The following is a 13,819-nucleotide window of genomic DNA, read 5'->3' as shown; positions in this document are numbered from 1 at the left end:
TCTCAGGAATCCCGACAGCAAATCCTGGGGCGGTAGCGTACCTATTCTCCAGCTCCTCCTAATTAAAACACTACGCATAGGCCAACGACACGAAGCAATGCTTCGCGCCAGCTAACTTGGTAAACAAACGTGAAAAGTCAAAAAACTCTTCTTATTGATGCCTTCAGCACTATGCACGTGGGTAATGGGGCGCTGATCGACAATACATACAAGCTTTGTAGCCACTACATATCTAACGATATCGAGATTCTCAGCATTGACCCCGAAACCAATTCCGAGCGTTTCCCTAAAGTAAAGGAAGACATTTTCTCCGAATACGGCGGCAAGAAAACTCAAAAGGCTCTATTTACAGCAAGACTAGTAGCCTTTTATCTTCTAGAAGCACTGAACATCAAAATTTTTTCTGGCAAGCTCCACCTTCCTTGGCGAGGAAACCTGAAGACATTGAGAGACTCCCTAGCAGATAATGAAATCTGTATTTCAATGTCTGGAGAAACAATTAACGATCATTATCGCCCTCATCTATACCTGAGACTCCTGACCTATCATCTTGTAATATTGAGAAAGAAAAAATTCCTAATATTCCCTCAGAGTATTGGCCCGATATTTCGCCCACTTACCAAGTTTTTGTTAAGAAAGATGCTTGGAAACTCTTATGCCATAATCTCAAGAGACAATGCGTCCTTCGAACTAAGTAAATATCTCTGGAATGACCTACCTGTAAGGCTAGTCTTTTGTCCAGATGTGGCAATTACGCAAGAATCTTACCCAGAGCCTCTTCCCTTAAGCGACAAAAACAAAAAAGTTATTGGCCTAACAGTATCTGACATCCCGCGCGAAGAGATGGGATTCAAGGAAGACTATCTTATACCCCTTATCACTGAAATCACCAAAGCATTTCCAGCAGATGAGTTTCAATTTCTGCTCATGCCATCCAACTACAAAAAAAACAAAGAGAGCAAAGACTACCTAAAATGCAAAGAGGCTAAGCGATTATTAGAAGATCAAAACTACTCAGTGAGCATATTGGAAAATACTGTAATACATCCCGACACCTATCAAGGTTTGCAAAGAAATCTATTTGCCTTTATCAGCACCAGAATGCACGTTGGAATACTTGGGACCAGCGCTGGAACTCCGACATTAATGATCAATACCCAGCACAAAATCCTAGAGTACATGAAGCTAGTACATATGGAAGAATATGTAGTTGAGCTTACCGAAATCCATTATGTCGCTGAAAAGCTAAAATTATTGAAAGAAAAAAACAACGAAATAAGAAAATCTCTTACTGAACGCAATATCACCCTGCAAAATCAAATAAAGAGTACAATTTCAATTCTCGGCCAAGAAATAATCTTAAGCTAATGAAGGGCATAAAAAAAGCACCAATCAAAGGCGGGATACTATTAATAGTATCTTCTCTTGCTGCCTTTCTTGCTAGCGCACTGTTCTCAATTATTCTAACACAAGAACTTTACGGAAAAATCACAACATTATTTTCAATAGCCAGCATTCTAATAGTGATATCTCCGATAGGAACAAACTTTTATTTTCTGACAAATCGTGAGACTTTCTACCAGTACCAAAATTCATTAACTACTCTCCCAGTAGCCGTAGTGTTTCTCCTTGGACTTCCTGCATATTTTATCTACCCAACAGAACTTGCAATTGCCTTCAATTTCATGGCTATCAGTGGGAGTCTATCAATCCAAGGAATTCTATTCTCACAGATAGAAAAGGATTCTTACTCGGCAGCAATCTATCAATCAAACCAATCTCTTATAAAATTCTTTACCGCACTCATAGTGCTCTTACTTTATTTTTCATCAAAAAAAATTATCCAAGACGAGAGATTCATTGCCTACGCCCTAATAGCTGTCTGTATTGCTAACATCCCCACGCTTCTGAAAATAGGCTCGACAAGCAACGGATACAAAAGAGCGTTCGACTATAGTTTTTTCGAAAAGATCGGAAAAAAACAACGATGGCAACTTTTATCTTTCTGGTTTTCTGCAATACTAGGAGTCTCTTATAGCCTTGGAGTAGTCCCGCTAACATCGTATGCACATGGATTCACCGTAGCGGCATATCTAGGAATTTACTTTATATTTTGGTCCGGCTCCAACATATTAATCACAGCAACCATAAACAACCACTTCTGGCCCATAGCATGTAGCGAGCATCAGAGCGGAGGGATAACGAGAAGTTTAATTTTGAAATCGGCTCTGTCGTCAACCCTGATTTCTATTGCTACTGGTGTAGGTATGCTCAGTGGAGTTTATCTATTTTCCGCACGTATCTGGACCAACTATCCGGATATAGAAAATTTTCTGTATATCTCGACATTAGCACTGATGCTAAGACCCTTCAGCGCATGGATCGGAATGATATTCCTGAGCATTGATAGCAGAGTTATAAAAAAGGCAATAACACAACTCTTCTGTACAATACTAATGTCTATCCTTATACTTAAATTAGATATATCAACACCATATTCTCTTGCTTGGATACTGGTTCTTCTTGAAACCACATATTTGGCAGGATATATAGTTTCATCCGCCGGCTCAATGTCCAGACTAATTTGGAAAACGTCAAGATGAGCTTTTTCAAAAAAGCTAAGAACCTCATAAAAAACTGCGCTTCAGATAATACGCTGGAGAGTCTAAAGAGATTCAGGGACAGAATTCTTTATATACCTAATTGCATATACGACACCTATAGATACTCGCGCTACTCCACGACAGCTCTAAGTACTCAAAACAAAGAAAAGCTTAGGGCAATGCTTACCAAGAACTTTCACATCATAGAAAAGGGGCTATCACTAAAAGAGCCCAGGCCTGGATTTGGCCAGCCTGTAGTAAAGAAATTGCTATGGCAGATCACAGTTTATTTGGAAAAATTCGGACCAGACGAAACAATTCAGTTCGCAATAAACTCACTTAAGAGCTATGAAATATTCAATGCCAATCAAGGCATTCACTTATGCTTTCTATCAGAAAAAATATCATCTTTTGATAAAAGCCTAGAATCTTATTCTTTGATTTCAAATGGAGGAACCTTAGCCGTCACCCGCGAACAGATCCTCAAAAGCCTTCAAGGTAACTTTAAGGAAATGACTGAAAACAGATTCAGTATTCGGTCATTTTCCAGCACTCCTGTTTCAGAGAAGCTCATAGAAGAAGCCGTTGATATTGCGAGAAAAACACCTTCTGTATGCAATAGACAAACAGCAAGGATATTCTCTTATCGGTCAGGAAAGCTAAAGGATGAACTTCTATTACTGCAAAACGGTAATCGCGGTTTCGGACACCTTGCTAGCCATATCATTGTTGTCACTTCGGACTTGCAATGTTTCACTGGCGTTGGTGAGCGCCATCAGGCATATATTGACGGCGGCTTAATGGCAATGAGTTTGGTATATGCACTTCATTCATTGGGCATCGGCTCTTGTTTCTTAAACTGGTCGGTAACTGCCGACATTGACAAAAAATTTAGATCCTTGGCTGGAATTCCTAAATCCCACGTAATTATTACGTTACTAGCCATCGGAAACATTCCAGAAACCCTAAATGTCGCTGAGTCACCTCGCCTCCCCGTGAGGGAGATACTTACACAAATGTAACTGTAAGTATCCCTCTCACAGCCAGTCCGACGCAACGTAAAGACACTCTAGAGCCATATGCGCCTTATAATCCCCGCAATATGCCTAATTATAAATATCCAAGAAATTATTATAAACAAGACAGGCTGGACCTGGCTTTCCTACTTTGACGAGGCAATTTTAATTCTACCCTATATTCTTGCACCGTTTGCAATAAACAAAAAAAATGAGGCTTGGCTGTATTTGATACTATGCTTACCTTTTGCCTCCTTTACCTACACGATAATTATAAATTATGCAACTCATCCTAGCCTGTTAATTGAACAAGCTCTGATTCAATCATTCATAAATTTTAAATTCTTTTTATACTTCGTTCTATTTTATACCTCATTAAAACTCACTCAAAGCTCAGGCAACAGCAAGCTCTACTCTACGTCGTTACTATTCTGTCTTTTCGCGAGTCTCTTGGGTTATATATTCAACGTTCTCTCGCCTGAGTTCTTTGTATTCTCTGATGCTTCTTGGCATCTCGAACGAAACAGAATCTCAGGATTCCAGTTCAAACCAAATGATTTAGCAATTCTACTAGGACTTTCTACTTTATTTATCCTATATAGCAAACAACCACCAAGCAGAAAACTTATATACATATCAGCACTTACATTTCTTATAATTTTTTCTGCCTCTCGTACAGCTTTGATTTTTCCAGCGATAGCACTACTCGCAACTCTTTCCCGGCGTGGGCACTCACCCTATCTATTGGCAACCATAGCGATAGGAATGCTTACTGGAACACTTCTATCCGACAAAATATTGAACTCGTTCGCCTTTACAGAAACGCTCAAAAATCTCCAAGAATTCTCATCAATACAATCCTCGCAGTACATACGCGGCATAATGCTTTACTTAGGAACAAAGCTTTCCCTCTCTTATTTTCCAATAGGGACAGGAGCAGGAAACTTTGGAACCGTCATGTCGGCCAATAGCCCTGTCTATAATGAGCTCGGAGTGGCAAACTCCTACTTTTTTGCAAATTCAATTGGAATCTATGATAGCAACATAGCTTCGATATTAGGAGAATACGGTGTCATCGGAATTATTCTATATAGCTATCTCCTTATAAAAACCTTAAATTTCCTACTGAAAGAAAATACGGAACAAAAGTACATTTTCCTAGCTTTGGTAGGATTCATGGTTTTTGTCCAACCTATATTTTCCTACCAAGTCAACTCAATAAATTTGCTACTTGTAATATTCTCGATTCGTCAGATGAATCTGTCAGTGGCAAAAATAAAAATTAAAGCACCTCAACACTGTTTATGAAAATACTTCTGATCTCAAATATGTACCCATCCGATAAGAACCCAGGATACGGTGCGTTTGTAAAAAACTTTAAGAACTCAATAGAATCATTTGGTGTAGAGTTCGAGACCTCTGTTATTTATGGCAGAGCCACATCAAAAACAGACAAGATAAGAAAGTACATTATATTCTTCACTAAAACATTAAAAAAATTACTCTTCGAAAAATACGACGCAATTTACGTACATTATATTGCCCACTCATTACTCCCACTACTTCCTTTGGTGAACTTCAAAAAAATAAAACTAGTCTGTAATGCGCACGGCGAAGATCTTCTTCCCAGGTCATTTGTCGAGAGGCTAATATTTCAACTAGTAAAAAGTACCATTGCAAAATCTCGCCTAATTGTTGTTCCTTCAGATTTTTTTCAGAGAATTGCACAAGATAAATTCCCGAATAACAATATAATAGTCTCGCCTTCTGCCGGCGTTGACCTGAGTATATTCAAGCCACATGCTATCAATAGAGACAATCATAGCCTAAAACTGGGATATGTTTCTCGTATAGATCCTGGAAAAGGATGGGATACTCTACTTAATGCGGTATCACTTATTCGGAAAGAGAAACCTGACCTTAAATTAGAACTTAAGCTTGCAGGAGATGGTTCGCAAGTCTCGGAGCTATCAGATTGTATAAAATCTCTTGATCTTGAAGAAATAGTCTCTTACGTTGGCCCGATTCCGCAGGCTAATCTGCCGGTTTTTTACTCTGCCCTAGACCTATTTATTTTCCCCACAATACTGCAGGAATCTTTAGGCCTTGTAGGGATCGAAGCCCTCGCCTGTGGCACTCCTGCTATTTGCTCTGCAACTGGAGGGATAACTTCGTATATCCGTGATGGTGAAAATGGATATCTATTTCAGCCTGGGCACCACCGTGAGCTTGCAGAGAAGATAATTTCGTTCTCGAACCTAACCTCCGAGGTGCGTAAAAGCCTTCGAGCAGAAGCAATTTCAACAGCGGAAAAATTTGATCAAAGCCTTGTAGCGGCTGATCTTTATCAAAAAATTACAGACGCCATTCAGTAGTTTGACTATGAAACTCAGCATACTAGGAATTAGAGGAATCCCCGCTCAGCACGGGGGGTTTGAGACCTTTGCGGAAAAACTTTCAGTGTACCTATCCAGCAAAGACTGGGATGTAACCGTCTACTGCCAAGAGGAGGGTGAAGGTGATCCTTGGCTCAGTGAATGGCAAGGAATTTCCCGCGTTCATATCCCAGTGAAAGGCACGGGAGCGTTAAGCACAATAGTTTTTGATTGGAAGGCAACTTGGCATGCCAGCAATCAAGATGGCCTGTTCCTCACACTAGGCTATAACACTGCCATATTTAATATTTTGCAGCGTTTAAAAGGGCAAATAAATCTATTCAATATGGATGGTATTGAATGGCGTAGGGAGAAGTGGGGCTTTCTAGCAAAGGCTTGGTTCTGGCTGAATGAACGCGCAGGTTGCTGGATTGGAAACCACCTAATTGCGGACCACCCCAAAATTAAAGAACATCTGAGCACTCGAACAGACTCGAAAAAAGTCACCATGATTCCATATGGTGCAGACGAAGTTAATGAAGCAGATATAGAGCTTCTTAAAGAATACGGAATCGCTCCTCAAAACCACTCTATAATTATTGCAAGACCGGAGCCGGAAAACTCAATCTTAGAAATAGTTCGCGCATTCAGTCAAAAGCGTCGAAATCATTATCTGGTAGTCCTAGGGAGCTTCGCACCCGACGTCAACGTCTATCACAGCAGTATATTTAATGCGGCTAGCGATGAAGTTATTTTCCCTGGTGCAATCTACGACTCAGCGAAAGTAAAAGCACTGCGCTTGTATTGCAGTTACTATCTTCATGGGCATCGCGTAGGGGGAACCAACCCTTCTCTAGTCGAAGCCTTAGGAGCAGGTTGTGCAGTCATAGCTCATGACAACCACTTTAATCGTTGGGTTGCGGCCACCGGTGCTCGATACTTTCAAGATGAACACAGTTGTGCAGTCTTATTTAATGAAATAATCTCTGACTCAAATGAGATAAAACGACTACAAAAAAATAGCAGAAGTCGCTTTTCTGAGACTTTTACTTGGGATAAAGTTTTGTTTGCTTATGAGAGCCTGCTAGCAGATTGGCAGCCCAAGAAGTAGCCCCCCTAGAACTTTTATAAACTCTGTGCAGTCTCGATAAAGGATATATAAATGAACAGCACGGATCGTGGTATACTGCGCCCTCATCAAGCTAGCATATCCGTCCTCCAGAGAATGCTTGACTTGACGGTCATTCTTGTCAGCATGACTTTCATCATAATGCTACATAATGGCGTGTTCGATGAAGAGCACTTCATCGCGGCGTTGCTCGCTCTTGTCATATTCTATTTTTTAGGTGACCTCGGGCAATTGTATGCCTCATGGCGTGGAGAGCGAATTAGAGAAGAATTGCGAAAAGTTGGTGGTGCCTGGGCCATCAGTTTTTTTGGTGTATTTCTTTTCGATTACTTTCTACTGCACCTGCCGCATCTGGAAGACTCCACTCTACTTCAATGGTTTGGCTTGACACTGACCACTCTCTGTGGATATCGAGTGCTTTTACGTACCACACTTAATGCCTTGCGGCGTAGAGGATTCAATACTAGGGTTGTGGCTATTGCCGGTGCAGGTCCTCTAGGCCAACGTCTAGCTACGAATATCGCTAGAGCCCCTTGGATGGGCCTTGATCTTCTTGGATTCTTTGATGATAAACACCGAGATCCAGTTCGACTTCCTGGTAGCAAGGTAAGACTTCCAATTTCTGGTTGTCTGGAGGATTTGGTCAATCAAGCGCGAGCCGGTCAGATAGATAGAGTATATATCACCCTTCCGATGCGTAGTGAGGCTCGTATCAAATGGCTCGCGGAGCAACTAAGCGATACTACGGCATCAGTGTATATAGTCCCCGATGTATTCATTTTTGAATTACTACACTCCCGTAGCCAGAATATAAATGGCGTCCCAACCATAAGCATATTCGACAGCCCCATGACTGGCGCAAACAGTGTAATCAAGCGGCTAGAGGACATTATCTTATCGTTACTGATTCTTAGTCTAATCGCCATACCTATGTTGTTGATCGCGATAGCGGTAAAGCTATCCTCTCCAGGACCCGTTTTCTTTCGGCAAAAACGCTATGGCATCGACGGTCGCCCCATAGAAGTCTGGAAGTTTCGTAGCATGTGCGTTATGGAAAACGACACTAATGTAGTGCAAGCGACACGCAACGACAATAGAATTACTAAAGTAGGTGCTATTCTTCGGCGAACCTCCCTAGATGAACTTCCACAATTCATAAATGTACTGCTAGGTGATATGTCCATTGTTGGTCCTCGCCCGCATGCGGTTGCACACAATGAACAATATAGGGGGCAGATCAGCAGTTACATGCTTCGCCATAAGGTTAAGCCAGGTATTACCGGCTGGGCTCAGGTCAATGGTTGGCGCGGAGAGACAGACACCTTGGACAAAATGCAGAAACGTGTCGAACACGACCTCGCCTATATCCACAACTGGTCCCTCTGGTGGGACCTGAAGATCGTCTTTCTCACAGTGTTTAAGGGATTCATCCACAAGAACGCCTACTGAGAATGCAGAAAGCCGATAAGTGCCGGCTTCGTCATCGGACCACACAGTTGAACCGTGCAGTCCCATTGGATTGAATCGACTCATTGGATGACTCTGTGACCCCGGCCTTTTCTGCTTGCACTGGCCTCGTGCCAGCCTTAACCTTCCTTCTTTCTGAAGGAACGACCCCACAAGGAGTCTTAACGTGAAAAAACTGCTGACGTTCGCCGCCCTGGCGACCCTGAGCACGTCGCTGCTGGCGGCAGAAGCACCGGCCGACGCGCCGGCTTCTTCCGAACCGCTGACCCTGTCCACCCCGGTTGCCGGCGGTGTCACCGTAGGTGGCGCCATTGGTATCGGTGCTGCCGTAGTGGCAGCTGGCGTTGCCGCTTCCAATAGCGGTGGCGGCGGTGGCCATGACGGCACTCCGGGTACTACCGGTACCACTGGTACCACTGGTACCACCGGCACTAACTGATATCAGTCTGTAGCCGCTGAACCCTGCCGCCGCGTCATCGCGGCGGTAGGGTTCACTTCATTCCGTTTCCTATCAACTCCGTTCACGGCTTCCGGTCTCCCGGGCGTTGCCGTATCGGCTTGCTGCGTAGTTCCTTCCCATGATCCGCTCTTTATCCGTTGTCGTTGTCGCCGCTCTTTCGCTCCAGGGCTGCATGTTCGCCCCTGGCCAGAATATGGATACCAGCCGCATCGTTCGCGATGACTCCGCCGAGAGCAGCCGCGTCGAGCTGGTACAGATCACCCCCAAGCTGCTGGCGGTGAACGCCGCGACGGAGACTGGGAGCCAGGTGCCGGCCGAGTTGTTGGCCTATCATCCGCAGGACTATCGCATCGGGCCCACCGACGTTCTCTACATCACCGTCTGGGACCACCCCGAACTGACTGCCCCTTCCGGTCAGCAGCAACAGATTGATGCCAACGGCCGTCTGGTTCGTCCTGACGGCACCCTGTTCTATCCCTACATCGGCACCGTCAAGGTCGCAGGTCGGACCATCGAGGAGGTGCGCTCGGAGATCTCCAGCCGCCTGTCCCAGTATGTGGAAAGCCCACAAGTCGACCTGGCGATCATGCGTTTCTCCAGCCAGAAGGTGATCCTCAGCGGCGCCTTCGGAAAAGCCGGCCCGCAGGCCATTACCGCTACCCCGCTCAGCCTGATGGAGGCGGTCAGCACCGCAGGTGTGAACACCGGCTCCGCCGACCTCTCCAACATGGTCCTCAAGCGCGATGGCCGCGAGTACAAGCTCAACCTGGACGCACTCAACGACCAGCAGCAGAGCCAGCTCTACAGCGTCTACCTGAAGGATGGCGACCAGATCTACCTGCCCTACAACGACCGCAAGAAGGTCTACCTGATGGGTGAAGTGAACAGCCCACGCGCCATCACCTACAAGACCAAGTACCTGAACCTGGCCGATGCACTGGGCAGCGTCGGCGGCTTGAACCAGGCCAGTTCCAACGGCAAGGCCGTCTACGTGATTCGCGGCGTTGAAGACCTGGAGCGCGAACCTGCCAAGGTATTCCAACTGGACGCACAATCGCCCACAGCCTTCATCCTCGCCCAGCGCTTCAACCTTGAGCCGCAGGACGTGGTCTATGTCGGCCCTGCAGGCGTGACTCGTTGGAACCGCTTCATCAGTCAGTTGGTGCCGTCCACCACCATCCTTGGTACGGGTGCCAATATCAAAAGCGACCTGAACGACGACAACTAATCCGAGCTCAGGTCAACCGACGTGAAACTCCTCCAATTCGCCGCCCTGGCCGGGGCGGCCTTGTCGCTATCCGCCTGCAACCCGCTGATGCAGGCGTCGTGGGACACCCTGCGCGCCGCCACCCAGGGCCCGAAGCCGCTTGAGCTGACCCAGGCCCAGGTGGATGCGGTGCCCTATTACCAGATCAAGCTGCAGACCCAGGGCGGCGAAGCCGTGATGGCGCTGGTGCGCCAGCAGGGCGATCTGCAGTTCTGGCTCGCCTCTACCCACCAGGTGCTGATGATGCGGGATGGCCTGGTGGTGCGCACCACCGGCTTCGGTGACAACCTCGCCGGCACGCGCGTTGGGGCCGACTCGCCGTTCCACGTCGGCCTGCACAAGCTGGCGGATGGGCAGCGCAGCGAGCGCTGGATCGATCTGGCGAGCGGCTATCGCCTGGGGATTCCGGTGCAGAGCAGTTTCCACAAGGTCGGCCTGGAGCGCGTGAGCATCCTCGAGCGCGACTACGACCTGCTGCGCGTCGATGAAGACATCCGCGCGCCCCTGCTGGGCTTCAGCGCCACGAACAAATACTGGGTGGACCCCCAAGACGGCTTCGTGATGCAGAGCCTGCAACAGGTCACGCCCGACCTGCAGGTTGCGATCACCCAGTTGCGTCCGTATCGGGGGGCAGGCAAATGAGCATTCGCCTTCTCGCCCTGGCCGCACTGCTGCTGGCCGGCCCGGCCATGGCCGGCGACTCCGTCGAAGTTCGCGGCGACGCTGCCAGGTCCGGCCCCGTGGCCATTACCGCGACTACTCGCCTTGGCGACGTCTTCCGTACCGCCCAGGTCGATGCCGAGAGTTATTGGCTGGGCGCCGCGTGGTTGCAATCGAAGCTTGTGCCGGAGCAGAAACGCCTGAAGGCCGGCATCCTGTTCGATCTGTCCATGCTGCAACAGAAAGCCCTGTTGGACGATCAGCCCACGCTTTCCACCCTCACCAAGCGCCTCTATGACCAGGTGGCCAGCCTGCCGGTCAGTGGCCGACGCCTGCACCTGCTGGACCCTGTCGAGGTTGAAGTCACCCCGGCGCAGAACAGCCTGGTGTCGCCTGGCGACATTTTCATTTTCCCGGCCCGGCCGAGTGCGGTACGTGTGCTGGGTGCCGTGGCGGCCGACTGCTACTTCACCCACGTGCCGATGCAGCAGGCACGCGACTATTCCGCTGCGTGCCCGTCGCTGCCGGAAGCTGATCCCGACTATGTCTATCTGATCCAGCCGGACGGCCAGGTCACTCGCCTCGGCATCGCCCTGTGGAACCTCCAGGAAGGCCAGCCCGCTGCGCCGGGTGCGACCATCCTGGTACCTATCAAGTCGGCCGGGCCGGATAGCCCCGTCCCGCAGCTGAATGAAGAAATGGCCCAATTCATCGCCACCCAACCGTTGTCCGAGGTGGCGCAATGAAGCTCCGCTATTCCCTCTGCCTGCTGCTGCCATGGACCATGGCCCATGCCGAACCTCGCGACACAAGAAACGACTTCGGCATCATGGGATTGATGCAGACGCCCACGGCACGCATGGCACCTGCCGGGGACGTCGCAGTCACCGCCAACCGTGTCGATCCCTATTCGCGCTACAGCTTTGCCCTGCAGCCATTCGACTGGCTGGAAACCTCGTTCCGCTACACGTCCATCAGCAACCGCCGTTACGGCGCCGAAGACTTCAGTGGCGACCAGAGCTACAAGGACAAGGCGGTAGACGCCAAATTCCGCCTGCTCCAGGAAAGCCGCTGGACACCGGAACTCGCGGTAGGCGCACTGGACATCGGCGGTACCGGCCTGTTCTCCAGCGAATACTTCGTCGGCAACAAGCGATTCGGGAACTTCGACGTCAGCCTGGGCATTGCCTGGGGTTACCTCGGTAACCGTGGTGATTTCAGCAACCCGCTGGGCTGGGTAGACGACAAGTACGACGACCGTCCAATCCCCACCAGCGATGTAGCCAATGCTGGTTCCTTCGACGCCAGTAACTATTTCCGCGGTTCTCCCGGCATCTTCGGCGGCGTGCTCTGGCAAACCCCTTGGGATCGCCTGGCGCTCAAGCTGGAATACGACGGCAACGACTACAAGCGCGAACCGCTAAGCAACAACCAGGACCAAAGCTCCCCGATCAACCTCGGCTTCGTCTTCAAAGCCAGCGACTCGGTGGACCTGACCGCCGGCTGGGAACGTGGCAACACCGCCATGTTCGGCATCACCCTGCATACCAACTTCGCTTCCCGCTCGGCGCCGGCCAAGACCTTCGACCCACCGGCCGAACCGCTGCCGGCCAAGGCGCCGGACCTGCATCCGGACCAGGTGGACTGGGCAAACGTGTCCAGGCGCCTGCAGAACAACGCCGGCTACAAGGTCGAGCGCATCACCCAGCGCGACAAGGAAATCGTCGTCTACGGCGAGCAGACCCGCTACCTCTACCCGCCCAAGGCGGTAGGGCGCGCGGCGCGCATCCTCGACAACAGCGTGGATGACGACATCAAGTACTTCACCGTGGTGGACAAGCGCTACGACCTGCCGGTCATCGAGACCAGCGTGCCGCGCGAGACCTTCCGCGAGGTGGTGAACAACGACCGCCCGCTGGACGACCTGCGCCGTGGCACCGAGAGCAACTGGCCGCTGCCGCACCAGGAGAAGGTGCTTTACACACAGAAGCCGGACCCGTTCAGCTACGGCCTCGGCCTGGGCTACAAGCAGAACGTCGGCGGCCCCGACGGCTTCCTGCTCTACCAGTTCACCGCGGACCTGAACGGCGAGTACCGCTTCACCCCGGACACCTGGTGGAGCGGCTCGCTCAGCGCCAACCTGCTGAACAATTTCGACAAGTTCAAGTACGACGCGCCGTCCAACCTGCCGCGCGTGCGCACCTACCTGCGCGAGTACTGGACCACCTCCGACGTGACCATGCCGACCTTCCAGTTGAACAAGGTCAAGCGCCTGGACGAAGACATGTACGGCATGGTCTACGGCGGCTACCTGGAGTCGATGTTCGCCGGCGTCGGCGGCGAGTTGCTGTATCGCCCGCAGGGCGAACGCTGGGCCATCGGTGGCGACCTCAACTACGTGCGCCAGCGCGATTTCGAGCAGGACTTCGGCCTGCGCGACTACAAGGTGCTCACCGGCCATGTCACCGGCTACCTGAAGACCGACTTCCAGGACGTACTGGCCGCGGTCAGCGTGGGCCGCTACCTGGCCCGCGACTGGGGCACCACCATCGACCTGTCGCGCGAGTTCAGCAACGGCGTGCGCTTCGGCGGCTGGGTGACGCTCACCACCGCCTCCAAGGAAGAGTACGGCGAAGGTAGCTTCGACAAGGGCATCTACGTGTCCATCCCCTTCGACGAGATCATGAGCAGCTCGACCATGCGCCGCGCCAACCTGGCCTGGGCCCCGCTGACTCGTGACGGTGGCGCCCGCCTGGGCCGCAGCTACTCGCTGTATACCCTCACCGACGGACGCAACGTCGACATGTTCGACGGCAGCTTCAGCAAGATCACCGAGTAAGCC

The 13,819-nt window shown here is 49.7% G+C and carries 12 protein-coding genes; all 12 read left to right on the top strand.

All coding sequences use genetic code 11. The annotated features are described in order from the left end of the window. Nucleotides 1-129 precede the first annotated feature (129 nt). The 12 genes from PM1_RS06965 to PM1_RS06910 all read left to right on the top strand — a co-directional run bounded on the left by PM1_RS06965 (nucleotide 130) and on the right by PM1_RS06910 (nucleotide 13,816). The gene (locus tag PM1_RS06965; protein ID WP_043300121.1) at nucleotides 130-1,368 is read left to right on the top strand and encodes a polysaccharide pyruvyl transferase family protein; all 1,239 of its coding nucleotides are present in this window, start codon (nucleotides 130-132) and stop codon (nucleotides 1,366-1,368) included. Continuing rightward, nucleotides 1,368-2,603, top strand: coding sequence for a hypothetical protein (locus PM1_RS06960; RefSeq protein WP_009616575.1), 1,236 nt, complete (start codon nucleotides 1,368-1,370; stop codon nucleotides 2,601-2,603). The genes PM1_RS06965 and PM1_RS06960 overlap by 1 nt, the downstream gene beginning before the upstream one ends. Before the next feature lie 179 nt (nucleotides 2,604-2,782). Further along, nucleotides 2,783-3,625: a nitroreductase family protein gene (locus PM1_RS06955; protein WP_242935543.1), complete on the top strand. Its 843-nt coding sequence runs from the start codon at nucleotides 2,783-2,785 to the stop codon at nucleotides 3,623-3,625. Between the two features lie 57 nt (nucleotides 3,626-3,682). Then, the gene (locus tag PM1_RS06950; RefSeq protein ID WP_009616571.1) at nucleotides 3,683-4,927 is read left to right on the top strand and encodes a hypothetical protein; all 1,245 of its coding nucleotides are present in this window, start codon (nucleotides 3,683-3,685) and stop codon (nucleotides 4,925-4,927) included. Then, entirely contained in the window at nucleotides 4,924-5,994 is a 1,071-nt protein-coding gene (locus tag PM1_RS06945; RefSeq protein WP_009616568.1) for a glycosyltransferase, read from the top strand. The genes PM1_RS06950 and PM1_RS06945 overlap by 4 nt, the downstream gene beginning before the upstream one ends. Nucleotides 5,995-6,001: 7 nt before the next feature. After that, nucleotides 6,002-7,105, top strand: a complete 1,104-nt coding sequence (locus tag PM1_RS06940) for a DUF1972 domain-containing protein (RefSeq protein WP_009616566.1) — start codon at nucleotides 6,002-6,004, stop codon at nucleotides 7,103-7,105. A gap of 51 nt (nucleotides 7,106-7,156) precedes the next feature. Continuing rightward, nucleotides 7,157-8,572, top strand: a complete 1,416-nt coding sequence (locus PM1_RS06935; RefSeq protein WP_009616564.1) for an undecaprenyl-phosphate glucose phosphotransferase — start codon at nucleotides 7,157-7,159, stop codon at nucleotides 8,570-8,572. Nucleotides 8,573-8,756: 184 nt separating this feature from the next. Next, nucleotides 8,757-9,029, top strand: coding sequence for a hypothetical protein (locus PM1_RS06930; RefSeq protein WP_074985241.1), 273 nt, complete (start codon nucleotides 8,757-8,759; stop codon nucleotides 9,027-9,029). 139 nt (nucleotides 9,030-9,168) lie between these two features. Then, entirely contained in the window at nucleotides 9,169-10,278 is a 1,110-nt protein-coding gene (locus tag PM1_RS06925; RefSeq protein ID WP_024128511.1) for a polysaccharide biosynthesis/export family protein, read from the top strand. A 21-nt stretch (nucleotides 10,279-10,299) separates the two neighbouring features. Continuing rightward, entirely contained in the window at nucleotides 10,300-10,959 is a 660-nt protein-coding gene (locus PM1_RS06920) for a YjbF family lipoprotein (RefSeq protein WP_009616561.1), read from the top strand. After that, on the top strand, nucleotides 10,956-11,723 hold the full coding sequence (locus PM1_RS06915) for a capsule biosynthesis GfcC family protein (RefSeq protein ID WP_009616560.1): 768 nt from the start codon (nucleotides 10,956-10,958) through the stop codon (nucleotides 11,721-11,723). Before PM1_RS06920 ends, PM1_RS06915 begins: the two co-directional genes overlap by 4 nt. Continuing rightward, nucleotides 11,720-13,816: a YjbH domain-containing protein gene (locus PM1_RS06910; protein ID WP_009616559.1), complete on the top strand. Its 2,097-nt coding sequence runs from the start codon at nucleotides 11,720-11,722 to the stop codon at nucleotides 13,814-13,816. The genes PM1_RS06915 and PM1_RS06910 overlap by 4 nt, the downstream gene beginning before the upstream one ends. Nucleotides 13,817-13,819: the final 3 nt, after the last annotated feature.

The organism is Pseudomonas sp. M1 (assembly GCF_022760135.1).
Taxonomy (GTDB): domain Bacteria; phylum Pseudomonadota; class Gammaproteobacteria; order Pseudomonadales; family Pseudomonadaceae; genus Pseudomonas; species Pseudomonas citronellolis.
Note: the sequence above shows the minus strand (reverse complement) of the source record. Positions and strands in the feature narration are given on the sequence as shown.